The sequence below is a fragment of the Staphylococcus sp. FSL K6-3157 genome, from assembly GCF_038005145.1.
Lineage (GTDB): Bacteria > Bacillota > Bacilli > Staphylococcales > Staphylococcaceae > Staphylococcus > Staphylococcus equorum.
In genome coordinates this window covers 1,360,502-1,384,481 of record NZ_JBBOSM010000001.1, presented here as the reverse complement: position 1 = coordinate 1,384,481, position 23,980 = coordinate 1,360,502, and the positions used below count along the sequence as shown (strand labels likewise).

The 23,980-nt window shown below is 30.9% G+C and carries 28 protein-coding genes and 1 riboswitch; of the genes, 3 read left to right on the top strand and 25 right to left on the bottom strand.

Annotated elements, in window-relative coordinates:
* The first annotated feature begins 95 nt into the window (after positions 1–95).
* Together MHB47_RS06705 and MHB47_RS06700 are read left to right on the top strand one after the other, a co-directional pair.
* Complete coding sequence (locus tag MHB47_RS06705) at positions 96–683, top strand: hypothetical protein (protein WP_340755796.1); 588 nt, start codon at positions 96–98, stop codon at positions 681–683.
* A gap of 23 nt (positions 684–706) precedes the next feature.
* Positions 707–925 carry an SA1362 family protein gene (locus tag MHB47_RS06700; RefSeq protein ID WP_340755795.1) on the top strand — a complete coding sequence of 73 codons (219 nt, stop codon included), beginning with the start codon at positions 707–709 and terminating at the stop codon, positions 923–925.
* A 121-nt stretch (positions 926–1,046) separates the two neighbouring features.
* Here MHB47_RS06700 and MHB47_RS06695 read toward each other — a convergent pair whose 3' ends face one another.
* On the bottom strand, positions 1,047–1,877 hold the full coding sequence (locus MHB47_RS06695) for a lipoate--protein ligase family protein (RefSeq protein ID WP_002507514.1): 831 nt from the start codon (positions 1,875–1,877) through the stop codon (positions 1,047–1,049).
* Positions 1,878–2,048: 171 nt separating this feature from the next.
* Here MHB47_RS06695 and MHB47_RS06690 point away from each other — a divergent pair, with 171 nt between their 5' ends.
* Positions 2,049–2,435: a rhodanese-like domain-containing protein gene (locus MHB47_RS06690; protein ID WP_056935675.1), complete on the top strand. Its 387-nt coding sequence runs from the start codon at positions 2,049–2,051 to the stop codon at positions 2,433–2,435.
* Between the two features lie 325 nt (positions 2,436–2,760).
* Here the strand turns inward: MHB47_RS06690 and gcvPB are convergent, their stop codons facing one another.
* The 24 genes from gcvPB to MHB47_RS06570 form a co-directional block, all read right to left on the bottom strand.
* Positions 2,761–4,239 (bottom strand): aminomethyl-transferring glycine dehydrogenase subunit GcvPB, encoded by a 1,479-nt coding sequence (gene gcvPB, locus MHB47_RS06685; protein ID WP_002507512.1) that lies wholly within the window; start codon positions 4,237–4,239, stop codon positions 2,761–2,763.
* Complete coding sequence (gcvPA, locus tag MHB47_RS06680; RefSeq protein ID WP_021339245.1) at positions 4,226–5,578, bottom strand: aminomethyl-transferring glycine dehydrogenase subunit GcvPA; 1,353 nt, start codon at positions 5,576–5,578, stop codon at positions 4,226–4,228. The genes gcvPB and gcvPA overlap by 14 nt, the downstream gene beginning before the upstream one ends.
* 17 nt (positions 5,579–5,595) lie before the next feature.
* Positions 5,596–6,687, bottom strand: coding sequence for a glycine cleavage system aminomethyltransferase GcvT (gcvT, locus tag MHB47_RS06675; RefSeq protein ID WP_021339246.1), 1,092 nt, complete (start codon positions 6,685–6,687; stop codon positions 5,596–5,598).
* A gap of 75 nt (positions 6,688–6,762) precedes the next feature.
* Positions 6,763–6,869: riboswitch (glycine riboswitch) on the bottom strand.
* Positions 6,866–7,339, bottom strand: coding sequence for a shikimate kinase (locus MHB47_RS06670; RefSeq protein WP_230456625.1), 474 nt, complete (start codon positions 7,337–7,339; stop codon positions 6,866–6,868). It overlaps the preceding riboswitch by 4 nt.
* A gap of 206 nt (positions 7,340–7,545) precedes the next feature.
* Positions 7,546–7,989, bottom strand: coding sequence for a competence type IV pilus minor pilin ComGF (gene comGF / locus MHB47_RS06665; RefSeq protein WP_002507508.1), 444 nt, complete (start codon positions 7,987–7,989; stop codon positions 7,546–7,548).
* Positions 7,961–8,260 carry a hypothetical protein gene (locus MHB47_RS06660; RefSeq protein WP_071562752.1) on the bottom strand — a complete coding sequence of 100 codons (300 nt, stop codon included), beginning with the start codon at positions 8,258–8,260 and terminating at the stop codon, positions 7,961–7,963. Before MHB47_RS06660 ends, comGF begins: the two co-directional genes overlap by 29 nt.
* Entirely contained in the window at positions 8,247–8,642 is a 396-nt protein-coding gene (locus tag MHB47_RS06655; RefSeq protein ID WP_340757283.1) for a competence protein, read from the bottom strand. The genes MHB47_RS06660 and MHB47_RS06655 overlap by 14 nt, the downstream gene beginning before the upstream one ends.
* Before the next feature lie 28 nt (positions 8,643–8,670).
* Entirely contained in the window at positions 8,671–8,988 is a 318-nt protein-coding gene (gene comGC / locus MHB47_RS06650) for a competence type IV pilus major pilin ComGC (protein WP_056936206.1), read from the bottom strand.
* Positions 8,989–9,012: 24 nt separating this feature from the next.
* Positions 9,013–10,080: a competence type IV pilus assembly protein ComGB gene (comGB, locus tag MHB47_RS06645; RefSeq protein ID WP_340755787.1), complete on the bottom strand. Its 1,068-nt coding sequence runs from the start codon at positions 10,078–10,080 to the stop codon at positions 9,013–9,015.
* A complete protein-coding gene (gene comGA / locus MHB47_RS06640; RefSeq protein ID WP_340755785.1) occupies positions 10,052–11,026 on the bottom strand; it encodes a competence type IV pilus ATPase ComGA in 975 nt (324 codons plus the stop codon). Before comGA ends, comGB begins: the two co-directional genes overlap by 29 nt.
* A 99-nt stretch (positions 11,027–11,125) precedes the next feature.
* Positions 11,126–11,749 carry an MBL fold metallo-hydrolase gene (locus tag MHB47_RS06635; protein ID WP_002507502.1) on the bottom strand — a complete coding sequence of 208 codons (624 nt, stop codon included), beginning with the start codon at positions 11,747–11,749 and terminating at the stop codon, positions 11,126–11,128.
* 1 nt (position 11,750) lies between these two features.
* Positions 11,751–12,074, bottom strand: a complete 324-nt coding sequence (locus MHB47_RS06630) for an MTH1187 family thiamine-binding protein (RefSeq protein WP_002507501.1) — start codon at positions 12,072–12,074, stop codon at positions 11,751–11,753.
* Positions 12,074–13,060 carry a glucokinase gene (locus MHB47_RS06625; protein WP_002507500.1) on the bottom strand — a complete coding sequence of 329 codons (987 nt, stop codon included), beginning with the start codon at positions 13,058–13,060 and terminating at the stop codon, positions 12,074–12,076. The genes MHB47_RS06630 and MHB47_RS06625 overlap by 1 nt, the downstream gene beginning before the upstream one ends.
* A 589-nt stretch (positions 13,061–13,649) precedes the next feature.
* On the bottom strand, positions 13,650–13,850 hold the full coding sequence (locus MHB47_RS06620; protein WP_002512453.1) for a YqgQ family protein: 201 nt from the start codon (positions 13,848–13,850) through the stop codon (positions 13,650–13,652).
* Positions 13,834–15,291 carry a rhomboid family intramembrane serine protease gene (locus MHB47_RS06615; protein WP_340755780.1) on the bottom strand — a complete coding sequence of 486 codons (1,458 nt, stop codon included), beginning with the start codon at positions 15,289–15,291 and terminating at the stop codon, positions 13,834–13,836. Before MHB47_RS06615 ends, MHB47_RS06620 begins: the two co-directional genes overlap by 17 nt.
* Positions 15,292–15,305: 14 nt before the next feature.
* The gene (locus tag MHB47_RS06610) at positions 15,306–15,845 is read right to left on the bottom strand and encodes a 5-formyltetrahydrofolate cyclo-ligase (protein WP_340755778.1); all 540 of its coding nucleotides are present in this window, start codon (positions 15,843–15,845) and stop codon (positions 15,306–15,308) included.
* Between the two features lie 149 nt (positions 15,846–15,994).
* Positions 15,995–16,144: a 50S ribosomal protein L33 gene (gene rpmG, locus MHB47_RS06605; RefSeq protein WP_002483181.1), complete on the bottom strand. Its 150-nt coding sequence runs from the start codon at positions 16,142–16,144 to the stop codon at positions 15,995–15,997.
* A 130-nt stretch (positions 16,145–16,274) separates the two neighbouring features.
* Complete coding sequence (locus MHB47_RS06600) at positions 16,275–18,326, bottom strand: peptidoglycan D,D-transpeptidase FtsI family protein (protein ID WP_340755776.1); 2,052 nt, start codon at positions 18,324–18,326, stop codon at positions 16,275–16,277.
* Between the two features lie 122 nt (positions 18,327–18,448).
* Positions 18,449–19,048, bottom strand: a complete 600-nt coding sequence (locus tag MHB47_RS06595; protein ID WP_340755774.1) for a superoxide dismutase — start codon at positions 19,046–19,048, stop codon at positions 18,449–18,451.
* Between the two features lie 450 nt (positions 19,049–19,498).
* A complete protein-coding gene (locus MHB47_RS06590) occupies positions 19,499–19,912 on the bottom strand; it encodes a Fur family transcriptional regulator (protein WP_002507494.1) in 414 nt (137 codons plus the stop codon).
* On the bottom strand, positions 19,902–20,762 hold the full coding sequence (locus tag MHB47_RS06585; protein WP_340755772.1) for a metal ABC transporter permease: 861 nt from the start codon (positions 20,760–20,762) through the stop codon (positions 19,902–19,904). Before MHB47_RS06585 ends, MHB47_RS06590 begins: the two co-directional genes overlap by 11 nt.
* Positions 20,759–21,532, bottom strand: a complete 774-nt coding sequence (locus MHB47_RS06580) for a metal ABC transporter ATP-binding protein (protein WP_340755769.1) — start codon at positions 21,530–21,532, stop codon at positions 20,759–20,761. Before MHB47_RS06580 ends, MHB47_RS06585 begins: the two co-directional genes overlap by 4 nt.
* 120 nt (positions 21,533–21,652) lie before the next feature.
* Positions 21,653–22,543 (bottom strand): deoxyribonuclease IV, encoded by an 891-nt coding sequence (locus tag MHB47_RS06575; protein WP_340755768.1) that lies wholly within the window; start codon positions 22,541–22,543, stop codon positions 21,653–21,655.
* Between the two features lie 9 nt (positions 22,544–22,552).
* Positions 22,553–23,893, bottom strand: a complete 1,341-nt coding sequence (locus MHB47_RS06570; protein ID WP_107518546.1) for a DEAD/DEAH box helicase — start codon at positions 23,891–23,893, stop codon at positions 22,553–22,555.
* Between the last annotated feature and the right edge of the window lie 87 nt (positions 23,894–23,980).

The following is a 23,980-nucleotide window of genomic DNA, read 5'->3' as shown; positions in this document are numbered from 1 at the left end:
CTCCTATTCAATAAATTTGTACATTTTCTTTTTATACATTAAAATGATAGCATAATTATTATGTGAATATATAGTTTTTGAATTAGGAGAGAGTTATGAAGAAAAAAATTGTAGCTATATTAAGTGCTTCATGTTTACTAGTAGGTTGTGGTAGTCAAAATTTAGGTCCTTTAGAAGAAAAGACCACACAACTCCGTGATGAAAATCATAAATTAAAAAGTAATATTCAAGAATTAAAACAAACTATCGACAAAGAAAAAACAAACGTCGCCTCACTAAAGAAAGATAAAGAAAACATTAAACAGGCTAAAAGTAATAAAACGAAAGTAACAAATTTAAAAGCATCATCTAAATATTACCAAAATATAGCAAAAGCAATTGATCAATATAATGATATTGAAAATGATGTATCAAAAAATAAAAATGATAAAAAGGTTCTTAGCAAGTTGACTGACATAACGAATAAAATTGATTCTGCACACACTACATATGAAAATGATATTGATAAAGATAAAATGAGTGATGAAGATAAGAGTAAAAAGAAAAACATCACTAAATTAAATAAAGACCTTAGTTCAGCAATGAATGATATTAGAGATGGTTATAGTGAGAAAGATAAGAAAAAACTTAAAAAAGGACAAAAAGCCCTATCAACCATTAGTATCGATAATAAACAGAGTTAACAACTTAATAGGAGTGTTATAAATTGAAACGAGCAATTTTTTATATAATAATCGCAATCGCAGCAATTGGGTTAATTCTCAATTTAGATGCGTTTATATTCAGTTTTGTTAGTATGGCAATTAGTTTTGCTGTATTTGCAGGGATTATATATGCGATATATTACTTCTTCTTTTTAACAGAAGATCAACGAAAGTATAAATGCGCACAAAGAAAATATAAAAGACGCAATAGAAAAAAATAATTTTATTGTGCTATCTTACTCTTAAAACTTTTATTTAAATCTATCTAACTTTATATGTATAAAAAATGTGAGGATACAGTCGTTAAAAACTGTATCCTCACATTTTTTTAGTGTAAATATATTATTTACGATAGTTCCATTCGTCAGCTTTATATTTTTCAATGAGTACATTTACTTCTTCTTGTTGTTTATGTGTTAGGTTTAGTGGTTTAAAATCAATATTCAATCCTTTCTTAAAACCTATCTCAAAAGCCTCTTCCATTTCGGGTATTGTAATATGTCGGTCTGAAATATCATTAATCGCCACTGCTTTTTCTAGAAAAGATTGTTTCATTTTATCTTTTAAACGCTCGTTTTTAAAAATGAACATATCGAATAAATCATCAATGTCGACGTCTTGTAACAAGGAACCATGTTGTAAAATGACTCCTTTTTGACGTATCTGCGCACTACCCGCTATTTTACGTCCTTCTACAACTAACTCATACCAACTAGGAGCATCAAAACACACAGCACTTCTTGGTTGTTTTAATTTCTCACGTTCTTCCTTTGAACGAGGAATTGAAAAGGATGCTTCGAAGCCTAAAGCTTGAAATCCCTCTAACAAACCTTCAGATATCACTCTGTATGCTTCTGTTACGGTCGAGGGCATCTCCGGATGAGATTCTGGTACAATAACACTATATGTAAGTTCTTTATCATGTAGCACGCCTCTGCCACCTGTTTGACGTCTGACTAAACCATATCCTTTTTCTTGTACTTTTTCTATATCTATTTCTTTAGTCAGTCTTTGGAAATAACCGACAGATAATGTTGCTGGATTCCACGTGTAAAATCTTATAACTGGATCAATTTCTCCTCTAGAAACAAAATTAAGCAGCGCTTCGTCCATTGCCATATTGAAATATGGATCGTTACTTCCTGTATTTATAAAATTCCAAGATTCAGTCACACTAAAAACCCCAATCAATAAATTAAATTGTTTTAATCCTCATTTTATGTTATCGTTTGCAATAATTGTCTAAGTTTGTCAGCATTATCCAATAAATTAAATAAAAAATTTTGATAAATTGTGCTAACAGTCTTATAATATATAATATCGGTTAATTAGGGAGGATGCAAGATGAGTAATTTTTGGTTTATAGCGTTAGCAGCATTAATAATAATCATCGCTTACATGCTAATCAATTATCTTGTTAACAAGAGAGCAGTCACAGAACTAAACCAAAATGAATTTCATAATGGTTTGCGTAAAGCTCAAGTTATTGATGTAAGAGAAAAAGTGGATTATGATTACGGGCACATTAACGGCGCACGTAACATTCCAATCACAATGTTTAAGCAAAGATATCAGGGATTGAGAACAGATCAACCTATTTATCTATGTGATGCTAATGGCATTGCAAGTTATCGTGCTGCTAGAACATTAAAGAAGAATGGTTATACAGATATCTACATGTTAAAAGGTGGATATAAAAAATGGACTGGAAAAATTAAGTCGAAAAAATAAATGTATAAATAAGTATTGCGTTTATAAAACTTGATGTGCATTAGCTTAACTCTACATAATCATTTTTATAGCGGATTATTGACCTTATTGGGTGAATAATCCGCTATTTTTAATATGTATAAATGTATCAAAAAATTTAGTCGTCGTTTCATTACTGGATTTTTTATTTTTAAAATGACTATGATTATTTGATATAAGATACTTTAACATAATGAAACGATTTTGATTAATCATAAGAATTTAATATAAAAAAATACTACTCCTATTATAATTTTAAAGGAGTAGTATTTATATTATAGAAATAAGGATGCATTACTCAGACGTTCTATTCTTTTTCTGAACGTAAATTTTCAAATTTCAATACTGGATGGCGTGCAGCTTTCGTTTCATCCAATCTATCTATAATTGTAGTGTGTGGTGCTTCCAAGACTTTGTCCGGATCTTCTTTAGCTTCATTAGCTATTTCTATCATTTTATCACAGAAATAATCTAGAGTTTCTTTTGATTCAGTTTCTGTAGGTTCAATCATCATACCTTCATCCACGTTAAGTGGGAAATAAATTGTAGGTGGATGAACACCGAAGTCTAGCAAACGTTTAGCCATATCTAATGTACGCACACCGTGTTCTTTTTGTTTTGAACCACTTAACACAAATTCGTGTTTACAATATTGTTCATATGGTATTTCAAAGTGGTCTTTTAATCGAGCTTTAATATAGTTAGCATTTAACACAGCAGCTTCTGAAACTTCTTCAAGACCTTTATTACCCATCGTACGAATGTAAGTATATGCTCTTAAATAGATTCCAAAGTTACCGTAGAACGGTTTAACGCGACCGATTGAGTTTTCAATATCATTATCATATTTATATTCGTTATCTTCTTTGATAACCATAGGTTTTGGTAAGAAACTAGCAAGTTCTTTCTTAACACCTACTGGACCTGAACCTGGTCCACCTCCACCGTGAGGGCCTGTGAATGTTTTGTGTAAGTTTAAGTGTACAGCGTCAAATCCCATATCCCCCGGTCTTACTTTATCCATAATTGCATTTAAATTTGCACCATCGTAGTATAATAAGCCGCCTGCTTCATGAACGATATTTCTGATATCCATAATATTCTTTTCAAAAATCCCCAAAGTGTTAGGGTTAGTTAGCATAATTGCTGCTGTTTTTTCATTAACTAAGCGTTTCAAATCATCAATGTCAACTTCGCCGCGCTCATTTGATTTCACAGTAACTGCTTTGAATCCTGCAAATGCAGCTGAAGCTGGATTGGTACCGTGAGCTGAGTCAGGAACAATAACTTCGTCACGGTGTCCTTCGCCATTTTTTTGATGATAGGCTTTGAAAATCATTAATGCAGTCCATTCACCATGTGCACCAGCAGCTGGTTGTAATGTAACTTCATCCATACCTGTAATCTCTTTTAACTCTTCTTGCAGACTATGAATAATTTCTAATGAGCCTTGAACTTGTGATTCATCTTGTAATGGATGTGATTCTGCAAATCCTGGTATTCTTGCAATTTTTTCATTTATTTTAGGATTATATTTCATCGTACATGAACCTAATGGATAAAATCCTGAATCAACGCCAAAGTTTTTGTTTGAGAGTTCGGTATAATGGCGAACCAAATCTAATTCTGCAACTTCTGGTAATTCTGCTTTGTTTTTTCTGATGAATTTATCATCTAGTAATTTATCTACAGCACCATTATCAATTTCTTTCTGTGGTAACGAGTATGCATAACGATCCTTTTTAGAACGTTCAAAAATTAGTGGACTAGATTTACTTACTACCATTTAATTCACCTGCTTTCTTAACAAATGTGTCTATTTCATCTTTCATTCTTAATTCTGTTACTGCAATTAACATATGATTATTAAAGTCTTCAGAAGCTTCACTTAAGTCAAATCCTCCGATAATTCCTTCTTCAATTAGAGCATCATTAACTTCTTTTACTGATTTGTCGAATTTAACTACAAATTCATTAAAAGATGTACCGTTAGCAACTTCAAAACCAGCTTGTTTGAATTGATCTTTAGCATAGTTAGCATTTTCAAAGTTTCGTACCGCGATATCATAAATACCTTGTTTACCTAAAGCTGACATACAAATTGAGGACGCCAAAGCATTTAATGCTTGGTTTGAACATATATTTGATGTCGCTTTATCACGACGAATATGTTGTTCACGTGCTTGTAATGTTAATACAAAACCACGATTGCCATCTCCATCTTCGGTTTGTCCTACCAAACGACCAGGTATTTTTCTCATTAATTTTTTAGTTGTTGCGAAGAACCCACAATGAGGTCCACCAAATTGAGCAGGTATACCAAATGGTTGTGTATCTCCGACAACAATGTCTGCTCCAAAACTACCTGGAGGAGTTAATAAACCTAATGCAAGCGGGTTTGCGTATACAATCATTAAAGCCTTTTTGTCTTCAATAAATGAATTGATTTTTTCTAAATCTTCAACAGAACCATAGAAGTTTGGATATTGTACAGCAACTGCTGCTGTATCATCGTCAACTGCTGCTTCAAGCTTGTCTAAATCTGTAATCGTACCATCTAAATCAACTTCAACGATTTCAAATTCTTCACGTGTTTTAACATAAGTTCTTAATACCTGTAAAGCTTGATAATGTAGCCCTTTTGATACAACAACTTTGTTTTTACGTGTTTGATTGAAAGCTAAAATACATGCTTCTGCAAAACTTGTAATACCATCATACATTGACGAGTTTGCTATATCCATATCCGTTAATTCACAAATTAGCGTTTGAAATTCGAAAATCGCTTGTAATTCACCTTGAGAAATTTCTGGTTGATAAGGTGTATACGCAGTATAAAATTCTGAACGTGAAATCATTGAATCAACAACAGCTGGAGCATAGTGATCATATACCCCTGCACCTAAAAATGATGAATGCGTTTCTTTAGTGATGTTTTTGTTTGCAATTCTGCTCAATCGCTTACTTAATGTTGTTTCTGATTCAGCATCAGGTATAGCTAATTCTCTTCCCAGTAAGATATCTTTTGGAACGTCTCCAAAAAGTTCTTCAATAGAATTGGCTCCAATAGTATCTAACATTTCCTTTTTATCTTGCTCTGTTAATGGAATATAACGATGACTCATAGTAACACCCCTTTGAATTATTTAGTAATTTGGTTTTTCTTAACAATTTTAGCTTTAAGTTGTCTTTTTCTAACTTGTACAATTACTTCTTTACCCATTTCAAAAGCATCGCGATTGATTAAAGCTAACCCAATTGATTTACCACTCAATGGAGACTGTGTACCAGAAGTGATTTCACCAATTTCATGGCCATCTAAATCATAGACTGTGTAACCAGTTCTTGGAATACCTTTGTCTATCATTTCTAAACCAACAGTTCTGCGTTTAGAACCATTTTCTTTTTGGTCTTTGAGTACGCTTTTACCAATAAAGTCAGCTTCAATCAATGGTTTTGCAGCAAATGCAATACCAGCTTCATATGGTGTTATAGACTCAGTCAAATCTTGACCATGCAGTGGCAGTCCAGCTTCAAGTCTTAATGTATCTCTTGCACCTAGTCCACAAGGTTGTACATTAAATTCAAGAATTTTTTCCCATAAGTAAGGTGTATCTTCTGCATTACAATAAATTTCAAATCCATCTTCACCTGTATAACCTGACTGTGAAAGGATTACATTCTTTCCAAAGAATTCAACGTTTTGTTTAAAATCAAAAGGCTTCATTTCTGCTACGTCAACGTTAACATGTTGTTTAACTAAATCACGTGCTTTCGGTCCTTGAACTGCTAATTGACCATAATCATTTGAAGCATTAATTACTTCTGCATCAAAATTTTTGGCATGTTCTTTCATCCATTCAAAATCTTTATCTGTATTTCCAGCATTTACTACTAATAAATAAACTTTTTCATCTAATTTGTAAGTAATTAAATCATCAATAATTCCACCATTTTCATTACATAGCGCAGTATATTGAGCTTTAGTAGTAGTTAAGTTTTCAATATCATTTGAAAGAAGATATTGTACTAATTCATCTGCTTCAGAACCTTTAATAATAATTTCTCCCATATGGCTTACATCAAACAAGCCAATGTCAGTTCTTACGGCATTATGTTCTTCTTTTATACTTGAAAACTGAACTGGCATTGCCCAGCCACCAAATTCCACAATTTTAGCCCCGCTATCAACAAAATTTTGATAAAGCGGTGTATGTTTAAGTTCGTTAGACATGAAGAAACCTCCTAAAAATTTTATAAAAAAAAACAGAGTAGACTAAGCTACCCTGTTTATGATACTCCAGGAATGCGTCACAGTATTATCCTTTTGCCTGAGAGTTTCGTTGAACTTGCACCTTCGGCGATGGCCTAATGTTATATATAATATAACCTACCATTCTCTCTAATACTGGTCATTCGCATGTTAGCTCTTTCATGATTTCTTTGTGTAAATCTGAAAGAGCATTACTACTATTTACTTTTTTGAATGCGATTTCATTATATCTTGAAACCCTAGATGAATACAAGCTTTTTAAATCAAAAAGTGATTTATTATTAGCATTCGGTCTATTATTATCATTCTTAATTCTATTGTAAACAATTGTCAAATCACAATCTAACCAGATAATTTTAGTTTGTTGCTTTAACAAGGCATATGACTTCTCGCCTTCTATAATGCCACCACCAGTAGAAATGATATCAAAACGATCAATACACTCTGTTAAATATTTATATTCTAGTGATCGAAAACCACTTTCACCTAGTTGCTCAAAAATATCAGGGATTGTATTGTTTTCTTGTTGAACGATATAGGCATCTAAATCGACATAAGAGAGGTGATTAGCTTTAGCAAGATATTTACCTAAAGTTGTTTTGCCAGTCCCCATAAATCCTATAAGAATAATTGGCTCTAAAATGTTATTTTTCAAAAATATCTTCCTTTTTTATAAATAAGTTGATTTGTTTTTCGTAATAAGATTCAATATTATCTAACGTTTTTAGCTGAGCGCTAAATTGGAACGTGTAGTTTGTTATTAAAGATAAATATAGCACAAATATGACCATCACAAAAGGATATATATAGCCAGATATATTAAAATTGAATTTGTTTTTCAAATGTCTTATCCTTATCAAAAATTTTTAAGTTAACAAGTAAAGATTTATTTTTTAGAATTCGAAATTTTATAGCCTTTACGTTATTAAGTAATGTGATATTTCCCTTCCCATTAATAGACTTAACAATTTTATTATTTTTAAAGCTATAAGATATAAGTTTATTTTTGTCTTTAATAGAAAGTTGAGTTCCTTTAGATTTATCTATCATTATATCCCCCTTGTTATTCATTAAATCTTGCGTTAAATCTCTCGCAAAAAATTCACTTTCTATATTTAGATGATCATTTGCTAGAACACTTAAGGCTGTAGTTGATTTGAATAATGAAGGAATTATAGTTAGTAACAATACAGTTATCATTAATGCAAAAAGCACTTCGATATAAGTGAAAGCTTTAATCTTTTTTATAATAGCAAATTCCATTTTTTGTTTCCCTTTTTATTATACAAATTTTATTTTCTTTAAGAGTTAAACTATATTCATCCAAAATCAAACCTCTTTTCAATTCAGGTTCACTGTAATTATGCAATGAAAGTAATAGGATTCTTTTCATTTCAATTTCTGATAACTTTTCTTTTGTAGCTTGATTTAATTGTAATAACATTGGTAAAAACACTAAACAGATAGTAGTGATGATTGAGAAAGAAATAATAGCATCTAAAAATAAAGAAGCCGTGACATTATATTTTTTCAAATCTCATCCTTCCTTTTTCAATGTGAAAAATGATTTTATATAGTCGACCGTTTGTAGATAGGTAAAGTGTTCCGAATTTATTAGTATCACCATTTTTATCAAAGGTTAAATAATTTATATTTGTTCTCGGATGAATATAAGTATTTTTAGTTAATTTTATATGAGGATTTTCATGTTGGGGTTCTCTAACAATAATTTTCGAGGAAAAAGTATTGAATATTAAAGTAATTGGTTTATTATCTTTAATTGCTTTCGATTTTAAAAAATTAAATTGCATAATTAGATTAATCATAGAATGATTATTTGATTGGAGTGCGGAATTATTTATAGAGATATATCTAACTTGTAAAAATAATAATAAACTTATTATACCTAAAACCATTAACATTTCTATATAAGTAAAAGCTTTATTAGTTAGCAACTGCTTCACCATTATTTATTGAAATTGTTGAACCAGTTTTACATCGCTTTTGACTTTCGTTAATATATCCTTCTGAGACGAGTTCATCGATTGATGTTGGCTTTTTATTATATTTTAATGAATAAGCTTCAATTTGACTGTCTATCATTTTTATTTGAGCTTCACAACCAGCAGTTTGTATATGTGATGATTGTTTTGCAATGTTAGGTATGATTAAAATAAGCAATAAACTTATGATTAATAAAACAAGCAACATTTCTATAAGTGTAAATGCTTCTTTATTAAATAGTTTTTTTAAGTTTTTCAAAAAATGTATAGGCTCCTTTCGTTTTCATTTAATTGTTTGCATTAAATCAAACATTGGTAACATAATAACGAGATATAAAGATACGATGAGGAAAGCTAATAATGTGAAAATACAAGGTTGAATGAATTTTATGAGGAGTTGTAAATAACGTTCTATTTGTGCAATGACTATCTCACTATATAATTTCAATTCTATTTCAACTCTACCTTTTTTCTCGCCTTCTTCTATAAATTCTGTTAATTCTTTTTCAAAACATGCGATGTTAGTTAAAATTTCACTGAGTGTTAATCCATTTTGTGTTCCAAGTGTTATGCGATTAGCTAAAAAATTTAGATATTTATCATTGCGTTGTTCAGCATAAATTTGCACTATTTTTTGCAAATTCACGCCATTTTTATAAAATAAAGAGAATTCAGAAGCAATTCGATACGTTTTATAAAGTTTGAAAAATTTACGTATGATAGGCAATGCTAAAACAAGCTTATGTTTATGCTGTATTGATAAAGTATTGTAATAAAGGATAAATGCTATTGTAGTAATGAACAGTAATATAATAAGGTAAGATATGAAAGTAGGAAAACAGAGAATACATGTTGACAAAAATTGTTGTAAAGTCGATATTTGGACATCCATATTGTTATATAAATTTTGAAATTCTGGAATAATCGTATGATTTAAAACAATCAACATAGTTATGAATAACGTTAATAATAATAATGGATATTGAAGTGTTTTTAATAAGGCTTTTTTAGCATTATAATTTCTCAATAAATAATCATGTGCATGGGCTAAACTCACAGGTAAATCACTAAATAGCTCTGAGAAATAAATAAGCATCACAACAGGTTGTGGATATTTTAATATTCGAAGGATTTGATGACAGTTTGCGCCATTCTTTAATTCTTCTTCAATTATTGTAGTTACTTTAGATGATTTAACTTTAATATGTTTTAATAAAAACCTAAAGGCTTCAGAAAGTGTAAATCCATGTTCTAGTAAATCTTTCAATCTTATTAAAAGTTCTATTTGATTTTTTTCTGTTATTATCTTTTGTTTGGGTATTTTAAATATAGCGATCAACAGTTTCTTCACAAATAACACCTGCTTTAGACATTTGCTTTAAATGAAAGGATAAATTATGAAAATGGTTTGGTAATGTGTAATCATTATTTAAAAAATAACTTATATCGTGTTGTAGTAACTGTTCATAAATTAATTTTCTTTCACTGTTATATATTGTGATTAGTCTTTGGTTTAACACACTCAAAATAGATTGGTTAATTTCTTGTTTTGTTATGCCCATTTCTAATAATCTTAATAACGCGCCCTTACAATTGTTAGCATGTATTGTAGTTAGTACTAAGTGACCACTTAAACTTGCTTGTATAACGTATTTTGCTATCGTAGGATCTCTAACTTCTCCAATAAGTATAATGTCTGGATCACACCTTAGTATTGCCTTAAAAGAACTCTCATAATTAATACCTGCCTTTTCATTGATAGAAACTTGAGTAACACCCTCAACTAATTGTTCCACCGGATCCTCTACAGTTATGATATTTAAACCTAACTTTTCTTTTGCATACATAACCATTTGATACATTAAAGTACTTTTACCAGATCCAGTTGGACCGCTAAATAGTATTAAACCTTGCTTTTTATTCATTAATGTATACAGTTTTTCAATATCATGAGTGATATTTTGCTTTTGAAAATATTGAGGAATGATTCTTACAACACAACTTTCATTACCGAGAGACAATGGTAACGTAGAGATTCTTAAATAAAATATTTGTTTTAGTTTATATATGTATCTTCCACTTTGTGCCGAATTATGTTTTGATACATCTAATCCAGCTTGATATTTCATATAAGTAAGCAGCTTTCTATAAACATGTGTCTGAATTGATTCAATAAAAGTTAAATCATCATGAATTCTAAATTTGATATACACTTCCTTTTCAGAAGGTATAAAGTGTATATCAGTAGCATTTCTCTGAATTGCTTTCTCAATTATGTTGTTGAATAATAGCTTCAAAAAAACACCTCCTACTTATAAACACGTAGGAGGTGATAGAATTACTTTACCTATTTTATTTTTAATCGTTTTTATAATCCTTATTTACACGATGATATATTAACCATGTAAATAAGGATTTAATTGTTCATCCTCTACTGTAGTGTGCGGCCCATGACCAGGGAATAGTGGTAAATCAGCGTCTAATTTGAACAATTTATCTAATATTGAATTAACCAAAGTTTCATAATCACCTTTATATAAATCAGTTCTGCCTATACCTTGATTAAATAATGTATCACCAACAACTGCAAATTCATTAAAGACGAATGATAAACTACCTGGAGAATGTCCTGGCGTGTGAAGCACTTCGAAATTAAAGTCAGCAATTTGTGCTTTACCCTCTTTAAGTTCTGTTGGTGTCGCTTTACTTTTTATAATTGGCATGCCGTATTGTTTGAATTTTTCAGAACCATTTTTTTCTGTATTTGTTAAAAAATCAAATTCTGATTTATGCATATAAACTGGCACATCATATTTTTTTATAATATCATCTAAAGCACCAATATGATCAAAATGTGCATGTGTTAACAATACAGCTTTTAGTGATTTATTAATTTGATTTAGTTTTTTAATAATTAACTCGCTATCACTAGCAGGATCTACTAAAATGACTTGCTTATCATTTTCAATAAAATATGTGTTAGTATCAACTAAACCTAAGCTTAAACTCGAAATCCTCACCCTAGTTGCCTCCATTTTCCAAATGATTTTGGACAGCTTTTACCTTATCATTCATTTTGCGAGATTTATCACGACGATCATCAATCCTTATATTCGTACAGACACGGTCTAAACCTTTATCAAAAGGTAATTCATGAATTGCTTGAACAACCTCTAATAAATCTTTTAAGTCACCTTCGATTAATGTGTTCATAGGTGTCAATTGATAATCTATTTTGCCTTGTGCTTTATATTCTTTTAATTTTGTTTGTATTTCTGCAATATATTTACTAACACTCGGACCATCTGTACCAACTGGTATAACAACTACATCAACAATAGCCATTATTTAACACCATCCTTTTCAATTATATAAGTATAAATTAACCCGGCTGCTCCGGTAATGCCAGCATCATTTCCAAGTTGTGCTTGAACTATTTCTGTACCTTGTTGTGCTGGTGTAAATGTTAAATTATGATACTCTGTTTTAATATTTTCAATTAATATCAAACCAGCTGTAGACATGCCTCCACCTAAAACAATATATTTAGGATTACTTGTAACGCTAATAATACTACATAAGTAGGCAATATAATTTGCTACACGTTCCGTAATGAAAATACAAAATTGATCTCCAGCCTTAGCCGCATCGAATACTGCTTTTGCACTTACTTCATTATCTTTAATTAACTGCAAAATTGATGATTTAAACGTTAATTTAGGATAATAAAAATTGACCAAATTAACTACACCAGTTGCAGACGCTACGGTTTCAATACAACCTGACTTGCCACAATTACAACGGAAACGCTGATCATGATCTACTCTAAAGTGTCCAATCTCTGCACCAGAACCGTTATGACCGTGAACAATTTCTCCATTAGAAATAATACCGCCACCTAATCCGGTTCCTAGTGTTATAGCCACAACATCATCTGAACCATTTCCAGCGCCTTTATGTTTTTCACCTAAGGCTGCAACGTTCGCATCATTATCAACGTAAACTGGACAATCTACAAACTGTTGGAATATATGTCGCACATTAACACTTTCAGTCCAATATAAATTAACTGCTCCATTTACTTCGCCCGTTTCGAAATTCACTGGACCTGGGACACCTATGCCGACACCAAGAACGTTTGAAAAAGTATATTCAGATTCATCTATGTAATTTACGAAAGAATCATAAACCTTTTTTAATAGTAAATAGCCAGTAGCATCAGACGTATCTGTATCAATTGACCATTTTGCTAAACGATCAAGTTTTTCGTCAAAAGCACCTAATTTACATGTTGTTCCACCAATATCTGCTGCTAATATGATTTTATTCATTAATTTATTCATCCTTCTCTGTTTTTTTGAAAGGGTATGCTATCTTTCACTGTAGTTCAAAAACGCTTATATATCAAGGGGTTTGGAGATTTTACATCAATAAGTACTTCATATTTTTTTAGTGTTTTTAAAATAATACGTCCTTTTTACCCTTAAAATATTACTAGATATTTCCTTATATACATTTTAATCTTAATCAATTATCAATTGCAATTATAATGAACAATAAACACCTGTTAATCTAGTTAGGACTTTACTAATACTTATCTAATTTCATAAAATCTGATTATAATTTTATATTGTGGTGACTTATAAATAGAAAAAGGCAACACACATACGTGCATCATCCAATTAAGCCCGTTAAAAAAACTGTGGCATTATTCTTAAATTATATACTTAATAACCATCGAACCTACCTAAGTTAGCGATGGTTATTTTACTAAACTAATGGTTTATAACACAACCATCAGCATTTCATAATCAGTCATGCTAGCCCTTTCTAGGAGTAAGATCTAGCATGAAATTTTGGTCTTTTTAATCCTCAAAATAAATTTCCCCCTGTAAACACAAATGTTATAAGGGGGAAATTTTATTTATTCATTCTTCTTTGATTAATAATTAATATACATTTCAAATATTCATCATTTGTTAATAATTTATAATCGTATAATGATTTTATTTCTTGTTCCATCATTTCATACATATCATTTTTGTCTTTAAAATATATAATAAAGCCAAACTTTTTTAAAAGCTGAAGTACATCATAAAAATTATTAATCTTTTGGTTCACTATTATCGCTCAATTCTTTATTTAAATTAATATAATCATTATTGCTAGGGTCTGCCTTTAACGCAGCTTTTATATATTTTTTTGCTTTATCATCATCTTCAAGAGACCTACTTGCAATCGCTAGTTGATAATTTAATAGACCAGAGTCAGGAAAATACCTTAAGCCCCTTTCCCAACTTGCTACACCTTCAGATTTTGAGTTTAAGGTTGCATTAATTAGTCCATGCAGATAATATGTTTCATCATCTGCATAGTTCTTATCTATCGTATCTTCAACCATGTCTTTAGCCTCATTATATTGACCTTGCTTCATTTCATTTGAAATAATTGTATTATATATATTATCTTCATTAATCGTAAAAATACGAATTTGTGCTGCAATAAATAATACAAGCATTAGAATTATTAAGAACCAAAACCTGTTTTTATTCGCTTTAAAATAATAGCCGATTAATGTAATTAATAGACCACCTACAAAGCCACCAATATGTGCGACAATGTTAATATTTTGCATAAATAAGGATAATCCTATCATTATTACAAGAACAATTAGCAATTGACCAATAAGTTTACGATTAAATTGTTTACCTACATACATAAATCCAAATATTGCACCAATCAAACCGAATATTGCACCACTTGCACCTGCAGAAACAGTGTCAATATTGAATGACAATGATGCAAAATTACCAAATAATCCAGCAACAATGTAGATGACAAGCATTCGCCAATGACCTACGATTGATTCTACAATTTTACCAAAAATGAACAAACTCAGCATATTCATTAAAATATGTTCAAAATCGTAATGTAAAAATATAGATGAAATCAATCTATACCATTCACCATGCACAACATTAAAGTGCACAAGCCCACCTACATCTAACATTTTCAAATCTGAAAATCGATTTAAAAACAGCACCATTGCAAGCCAGATGATAATGTTAACTGCAATTAATGTGTAGGTTACAGGAGAAAACTTTAACATATGTTTCTCAATGGGATTATTATTTAACGCACGTTGTTTATATTGATATTTTGTAAGTTTAGTATCTCGATTATAAATTTTCTTCATTATGAAATTTGGCATTATTCTTTCAGCGTGACTTGCTTCTCTAATAATTTTCACTTTAAATTTCAGTGGTTGTATTTCATTCAAATTTTCATCAGTAAAAGTTTTATCAGTGAATATATATAATTCATAATTTTTAGGTGAAAATTCTAAAAATGAAACGATATTTTCTTCGTTTTCTTGAATTCTACTTTTAGCAAATCTAACTTCTTGAGTGGAATTAGCACCAAATTCAAAGATAGCAACAGACTGTTTTTTCTTGTTTGCTAACCAAATTTCACTATCATCTTGATTACGATGAACAACATGATAATTAAAATATTTAATCCAAGTGTAGATACACTTCCAATAATGTTTTTCTGTAATCATTTCTGCCTCCATAATTAAGTTGTTGCTATTATTAATTTTTCAACGGGCTGATCATGTGATTCAACCTCAAAGTCACCAAGTTGGAAGTCATAAAGTAAACTTATCGTCGGTTGTGTATTTTGACTTAAAAACTTATCAAAATATCCCCCACCGTATCCAATGCGATATCCACTATGATTAAAGACCACGCCAGGAACAATTAATAAATCTAATTGATTTGAAATTTCTGTATCAGCTTCGACATGATTAATACCTTTATCATCTGGTCCGATATGATCAAGACTATCTACATGTTTAAATGCCATTTCTTTACTTTGATAGTTTGTTTCAGGTACAAAAACAGTCTTACCTTCATTAAGCATTTGCTCAATGATAGAATATGTATTTACTTCATGTGGCATAGATAATACAATGCCTACACGCTTTGCTGATTTATATTCACTTGTATCAAATAAATGATTTGCAAGATATTGATCTGAAGATTGTTTTTTATCATTTGACATAAAAGATTTCATTAATTCAATTTTATCATGGCGTAACGCTTTTTTACTCATAACATGCACCTTCCCGTTAATTATACTCTTATTATTATAACGTTAATGAATTACAATGTCATTAAACTGCAATTTTAAAAGATTGGTCAATTTAATTTTCATAAAAAAATAACCAGATTCTAATAAAAGAATCTGGTTCAAAATATAAATTATTTTGTTTCACGGTGCATAGTGTGTTTGTTGTCACGAGCACAATGTTTTTTCATTTCTATACGTTCAGGATTAGTACGTTTATTTTTTGTAGTAATGTAGTTTCTTTCTCCACATTCAGTACAAGCTAGAGTTACGTTTACGCGCATGCTAATTCCTCCTTACCTTTTCAAAATACGACCTACTAATCATACCATTTAGTTATAAAATTGAAAAGTATTAATTTTTCAATAAACACCACTATGTCGGTATTTTTAATAAATAGTACCTTAAAATGATTTAATCTTTGTCTTTTTCTTTAAAATAATAATTTATAACATCTTTACCTAAATCTCCGCCGTTTAACCAAGGTTCAGGTACAGGTTGGTTGGTATATACGATTGAAAATGCTAATTGTGGATTTTCAATTGGTGCATAGCCAACATATGTTGCATTTACTTTAGGATCGCCATCTTGGAATACTTCTGCTGTTCCTGTTTTACCTGCAGAAGGCACTTCAGTATCATTAAAGCTTTCATATCCTGTTCCTTCTTCTTCATTAAAGGCCATTTCAAATCCTTCTTGCACTTGGTTAACTTCCTCTTCAGTGTTATTAACCTTATTAAGTACATCACCTTTGAATTTCTCTTTTACTGGACCAAGAGTATCTTTATTAGTAGCATCTCTTACTTCCAAACCGATATGCGGTTGTACTCTATAGCCATCATTAGCAATGGTAGAAACGTATTGTGATAATTGTAACGGTGTATATGTGTCGTACTGACCAATTGCTAAATCTAAAAAGTTACCTGGATTATCAGTTAATGGTTCAATTTGTCCACTTGTCTCATTAGGTAAATCAATACCTGTTTTAACGCCTAATCCAACTTGGTTTAAACCTTTACGTAATTTTTGACCTGCTTCTGAAATATCTGATGGCAATGTCATATTTGGTGTATAAGCAGATCCAGCGATTTTCAATGCTGTTTTAAACATATAAACGTTAGAAGAATGCATCAATGCTTCTTTATCATCAATAGTCACTTTACCATCTTGATTAAAGTAAGAACTTTTCTTAAGTCCGCCAGCAAATTCCAATGGTTGGTCGACCATCTCATCGCCTACATCAATTGCATCGTTTTGGTATCCGGCTAACAGTGTACCACCTTTTATAGAAGAACCTACTGCATATTGTGAAGTAAATGTACCGATATCATAATCTGTTAAATCGCCATTCTTATCAATTTGTTTACCTGCCATTGCTAAGATATCGCCATTGTTTGGATTTTGGACTACAATCATTGCATTATCCATATCTTTAGCACCTTCACTGCGCAATTTGTCAATTTGTTTTTCTAGATACTCTTCAGTTTTTTTCTGGAGTTCTATATCGATACTAAGAACTAAATCATCACCACGTGAGCCTGGATTTATAACTTTCGAGTCAATAACATCTCCAGATTTATCTGTAGTATATTTCATTTCTTTCTTCTTACCTTTTAGAATGTCATCATATTGATATTCTAAATAAGATTTACCTACTCGATCATTACGTGAATACCCTTTAGATAAATACTTTTCTGTTAATTCTTTTGGTATGCCTTCTTCACTTGTAGAAACGTCACCAAATATACCTCTCAACGTATCATCATATGGGTATTTTCTATCCCAATCCATTGTAGTATTGACTCCTGGCAATTCTGATAATTTTTGAGATACTGCTGCATATTCTTCGTCACTAACGTCTTCGTTTTTAATCATTTGTGGATCTAAAGCTGATCCAGACATCATTTCTCTATAAATAGATAGTATCTGCAAATCTTCATCAGTTAATGTATCGGTTTGTTTAGCACCAATCTTTTTATATAATGCTTCATCATAGTCATCTTGAGAAATACTGCCATCTTCTAATAACGCTTGCTCTTCTTTCATCAAATCTTCAGCTTTATTAGGGTGAATTTGAATCCAATAATCTTGCTTATCTCTTTCTGTAATTTTATCTGTATCCATTTCAATTAAGCGAGACAAGTCTTTAGCAATTTTTAAAACTTCTGATTGGGATGTTTTTCTGCCTCTTGCATATGTAATCGCCTTTTTAGATGCATTATCAACGAGAACTTTACCATTTCTATCTAAAATTCGGCCTCTTGGCACAGCTTCATTAACAGTTAAATTTTCACTATTTTTAATAAGTTGCTCATAATGAGAACCTTCAGCAATTTGTAAATAACCCAATCTTAAAACAATTACTGCGAAAATGAATACAATAACACCAAAAACAAAACTAATTCTTTTATTCATTGTATTTCTAATCTTTTCATCATTTGATTTTTCTTTTAGTCTTTTTAGCAAAACAACATACCTCTATTCAAAAGTTCTCACTACAAATGATATATGAAATCAGACAATATTTCTATTATTTTAGTTAAAAAAAATGACGACCTTCGAAAAGGCCGTCATAATCCACTGTTTAATTATTTAGCAACGCTATATAATTCGTCAACTTTTTCCCAATTTACAACGTTCCAGAAAGCACTAATATAGTCTGGACGTTTGTTTTGGTATTTAAGGTAATAAGCATGTTCCCAAACATCTAAGCCTAGGATAGGTGTTTTACCTTCAGTTAATGGGTTATCTTGATTAGGTGTAGTAACGATTTCTAATTTACCATCGTTTACAACTAGCCATGCCCAACCTGAACCGAAACGTGCTGCAGCTTGGTTAGCAAACTCTTCTTTGAATGCATCTAAAGAACCCCATTGTTCTTTAATTTTATCAACAACAGTACCTTTTTCTTCAGAGTTTGGAGTTAATAATTCCCAGAATAATGAATGGTTTAAGTGTCCTCCACCATTATTGCGAACAGCTGTTTGAATGTTTTCTGGTACACTGTCTAAGTTTGCAACAATTTCTTCGATTGATTTAGATTCTAAATCAGTTCCTTCAACTGCTGCGTTTAATTTAGTTACATAAGTGTTATGGTGTTTGTCATGGTGAATCTCCATTGTTTGTTGATCAATGTGTGGTTCCAATGCATCAAAACCATAAGGTAAGTTTGGTAATTCAAAAGCCATAAATAATCATCCTCCTAATTAATCTTAAATAAAGCATAACAAGTTATATTAATGACAACAATTAATATGCTTGTAGAAGCAATTAATAGTCATAAAATAATATTTGTCATCTTTAGTTCCTTTATTAGTATATCTCAAATCAGACCTATTTAAACATATTTGACGAACTATTTTAAAAATTCAATTTAATTCATACTAATGACCTATGCTTAATCAACTCATTTTTAGTAGAAAGAATTATTTTGTAGTGATTTACAAGTTGTAAAGAAAGGTTTTTGTGTACTTATCTATTATACAAATTATTCATGCATGTTTACTTAGTACTTAAATAAGTAGTCCATTACATTTATATAAAACAGCTTAACATGTTAATTTTAAACATAAAAATAAGCCAAACGTCTTTATGAACGTCGGCTTATTTTATATGTTCTGCGCTTAGTTTAAAAGAACTTAAGCTTTTTGGCATAATTCACAAACACCATAAACCTCTAATTTATGTGTATGAATATCTACTTGTGGTAGAAAAGCTTTAATTTGTTCAATTGGGCAAAAATCAATCACTTTAGTGTCACCGCATGATTCGCAAATAAAATGATGATGGTGATGATCTGTACAAGCGATTCTAAATTTCATTTCTCCATCAAGTTCTGTACCTTCCACAATTCCTAAATCTTTAAAAAGGTGTAGGTTTCGATATATTGTATCAAAAGAAATACCAGGATAATTTTCATCCATTTTTTGTTGAATATGCTTTGCATTAATATATTTATCTTCAGCAACAAAAATATCTACCATTTCTCGTCTTTTGTTTGTATATTTATGACCGTTTGCTTTGATTATGTCAATAGCTTCTTCAGTTTTCATTTTTAACAGCCCCTTTTACCGCTCTTATTTTAAATTTCTGATACATCATCGTTATTGCGAGAATAAGCACTAGTAATACTACAATCACACCACCAGGAGAAATGTTCATATAAAACGCTAAGACCAATCCACTGATAACTGACAGTTCTCCAATAACAACACTTAAGATGATTAACTGTTTAAAACCTTTCGTCATGCGCATTGCGATAGCTACAGGTAATGTGATTAATGTACTTACCAATAAGATGCCTACAACACGCATTGAAGCTGATATGACCATAGCCACAATAATTATAAATAGAAACTGTATCCATTTAGGAATGCCAATGACTTTACTGTACTCCTCATCAAATGACAATATAAATAATTCTTTATAAAAAGATAATATAAAGGTAATCACAATGATCACAATAACGATAATAGTAACTAGATCACTTTCAGTTACTGCACTAATCGAACCAAAGAGTAAACCAACAATCTCTTGATTAAAACCATCGGCAAGAGATATAAAAATCGCACTCAGTGCTATACCTGCACTCATAATGATAGGAATCGCAATTTCTTGATAATTACTGTAAGAAGTTCTAAGGTTTTCAATTAATAGTGCTCCTATAATAGCAAAAAGAATACCAAACCACATAGGATTTATAAATGTGAAGGCTGGTATAATTGTAATGACAAACATACCAAATGAAATACCACCTAAAGTGACATGACTTAATGCATCAGCAATAAGTGATAACCTTCGTACAACAATAAAAGCACCGATTAATGGTGCAATAAGACCAATAAGTACACCACTAATTAAGGAGTACCGCATGAAATCAAAATTAAGTAATGCTTCTATCATGATGAACAACACTCCCTACTATGCTGGTGATCTACAAATTGGATAGGGTGTCCATATATTTTCGATATTTCAACTTCATCCAGTGATTTGAAATCTTCAGTAGAACCATGAAAATGTAAATGTTTATTCAAACACGCTACTTCAGTAGCTGTATCAGCAACAACACCTATATCATGTGTCACTAAAATTATTGTTACACCTTCATGTTTAAGCGTTTCTAGTGTTTCATAAAATTCACTTACATGCTTGGCATCGATACCACTTGTAGGTTCATCTAATATCAACACTGATGGCTCGCTAATTAATGCTCTAGCTATTAATACACGTTGCTGTTGTCCTCCTGAGAGTTCAGCTATGTTTTTATCTATCAAGTGTTCAATATTCAATCTTTGTAATACTTTTTCCACTTTTTCTTCATCGGTTTTATTAAACCATTGAATCATTTTTTTACGTTTAGTTAGTCCACTAATTACGACCTCTTTAACGCTTGCTGGAAACCCAGCTTTAAAAGCTTGCGCTTTCTGGGAAACATAACTGATTTTTAGCATAGATTGTTTTCCATTGTAATCTTTACCATCAACATAAATTTGTCCTTTTTGTATAGGCAATAATCCAAGTATAATTTTTAGCAAAGTTGATTTACCTGCCCCATTTGGGCCTACGATTGCTAGAAACTCCCCACGATTAATTTTGATATTTATATTTTCAAGTACTTGTTTATTGTCAAAATAATAATCAATATTTTTTAATTCGAATACTGGCGTAGACATGTTTTCACCTCGTTTTATACTATACAACGTAGATGTCATTATGTAAATAGTAATCTTTACGACTTATCAAAAAAAACGAACACTTTTATTTATAAAAAGTGTTCGTGCTTTATATTAATTTTATTGATTTAAAAGTTTGTTTTGCAATTCAGGATCAAATTGTTGTTGCTTTAACATTTCAATCTCAAGTTTGTAAGGTGGCTTTTTACTTTTCTTATCTTCCCCTACGAAAGGCGTTTCTAAAATCTTAGGAACGTCTTTAAAAGTATCATGATGAACGATGTAATTTAAAGCGTCAAATCCGATATAACCAAAACCAATGTTTTCGTGTCTATCTTTATGAGCGCCAATATCGTTTTTACTATCATTCACGTGAACAACTTTAATTCTATCCACACCAATTATTTTATCAAATTCATTTAGTACACCATCAAAATCTTCTTTAACATTGTAACCTGCATCGTGCGTATGGCAAGTGTCAAAACACACTGATAATCTTTCATTATGATTGACGCCATCAATAATTCGAGCTATTTCTTCAAAATTTCTTCCGATTTCTGAACCCTTACCGGCCATTGTTTCTAATGCAATTCTTACATTATTATCATTAGTTAGCACTTCGTTAAGGCCTTCAATAATTTTTTTAATGCCTACGTCAGCGCCTTCACCCACATGTGACCCAGGGTGAAGTACAATATCTTTTGCGCCCAACGCTTGTGTACGTTCAATTTCACTTTGTAAAAATTCCACACCTAAATCAAAAACATGTGGTTTTATAGTATTAGCAATATTAATAATATATGGCGCATGAACAACAATATTTGAAAGGCCATGTTGTTTCATAATTTCATGACCTTTTTCAATATTTAATTCTTCGATGGGCTTTCTTCTAGTGTTTTGAGGCGCACCTGTGTAAATCATAAAAGTAGATTCGCCTAATTTATATGCTTCTTCTGCAGAACCTTCTAACATTTTTTTACCATTCATAGATACATGAGATCCCAATAACATAGTAGTCACCTATCCTTTTTTATTTTTCCTTTGTTGTCGACTTTGTTGTTTACTATATTGTTTTCGTTCTTTTAATTTTAAATCATCTAAATCACGTTTGAATTTCTTTTTATAACCAGGTTTAACTTTTTTCTTATTACTTTTTACTTTATGTTTTAATTCATTTGTTAAATGATCATCTTTATTTCTACGTTTTCGACGGGTATTGTGTGCTTTTACAGCTTTTAATTCACCATCTTTGATGTCGACATTTTCAAATTCATAACCACGTTGTTCAATCAAAGTAACATTTTCTTCTTCATCCGGGCTATATAATGTGATCGCGACACCTTTATATTGGCCACGTCCAGTACGTCCAACACGATGGGTAAAGAAATCAATATCTCTTGGCACATCAAAGTTAATTACATGGCTCACGCCATCTATGTCTATACCACGTGAAGCTAAGTCACTCGCTATAACAAATTGAAATTCTAAGTTTCTAACACGTTTCATTTGTTGTTTACGTTCTCTTGGTGTTAAACCACCATGAATCATCCCTAATTTCAAACCAGACGCAGCTAATTGTTTTGCTAATTCGTCTGCACTATCGCGACTATTACAGAAAATAATACATAGATAAGGATTTAAAATATCAATAAGTTTTAAGGTTTTTTCAACTTTCGCTTCACCTTTTGTTGGAATTAAATAGAACTCTATATTCTTTTTATTTTTTTGAGTATTTTCGATTTCAACATACTCGGGGTTTTCTAAGTATTTGTTTAAAAATGGGTGCAATGATTTTGGTATAGTGGCACTGAAAACTGCAATATGCGCATTTTCATCTAATCTTGTAGCCACATAATCTACTTCTTCGATTAAACCTAAATCAATCATTAAATCTGCTTCATCAATAACCAAATAAGAAGCTAAATGAACATGTAAATCCCCATTTTTAGCTAAATCATTTATGCGTGTTGGCGTACCAATAACAAGTTGTGGTTGGTTTTTCGCTCTATTACGGTCTTTTTCTATATCTGTACCACCAATAAATAGCTTTACAGAGACTTCATTTTTAAATTTGGCTAAGTGACTAGCTACATCAAATAATTGTTGTGCTAGCTCTCTTGTAGGGGCTACGATAATTGCTTGTGGTTCTTTATATTCTGTATTGATTGAATTCATTAGTGGTAATAAAAATGCATGTGATTTTCCTGTACCAGTCTGTGATTGACCTATTAAATTTACCTGTTTCATTATTTTTGGAATTACTCGACTTTGTATTTCAGTTGGTTGAGTAAAATTTAAATCCTTCACAGCGTCTAATAGACTTGGTTCTAAATTAAATTTCTCAAATGGGTGATTCGCCATGTCTTGGCCTCCTTAAATCTTCATCTTATCTATTATAAAGCATTAGCTTATAATTTTGAACTAAATTATTTAATCATATTGCATATC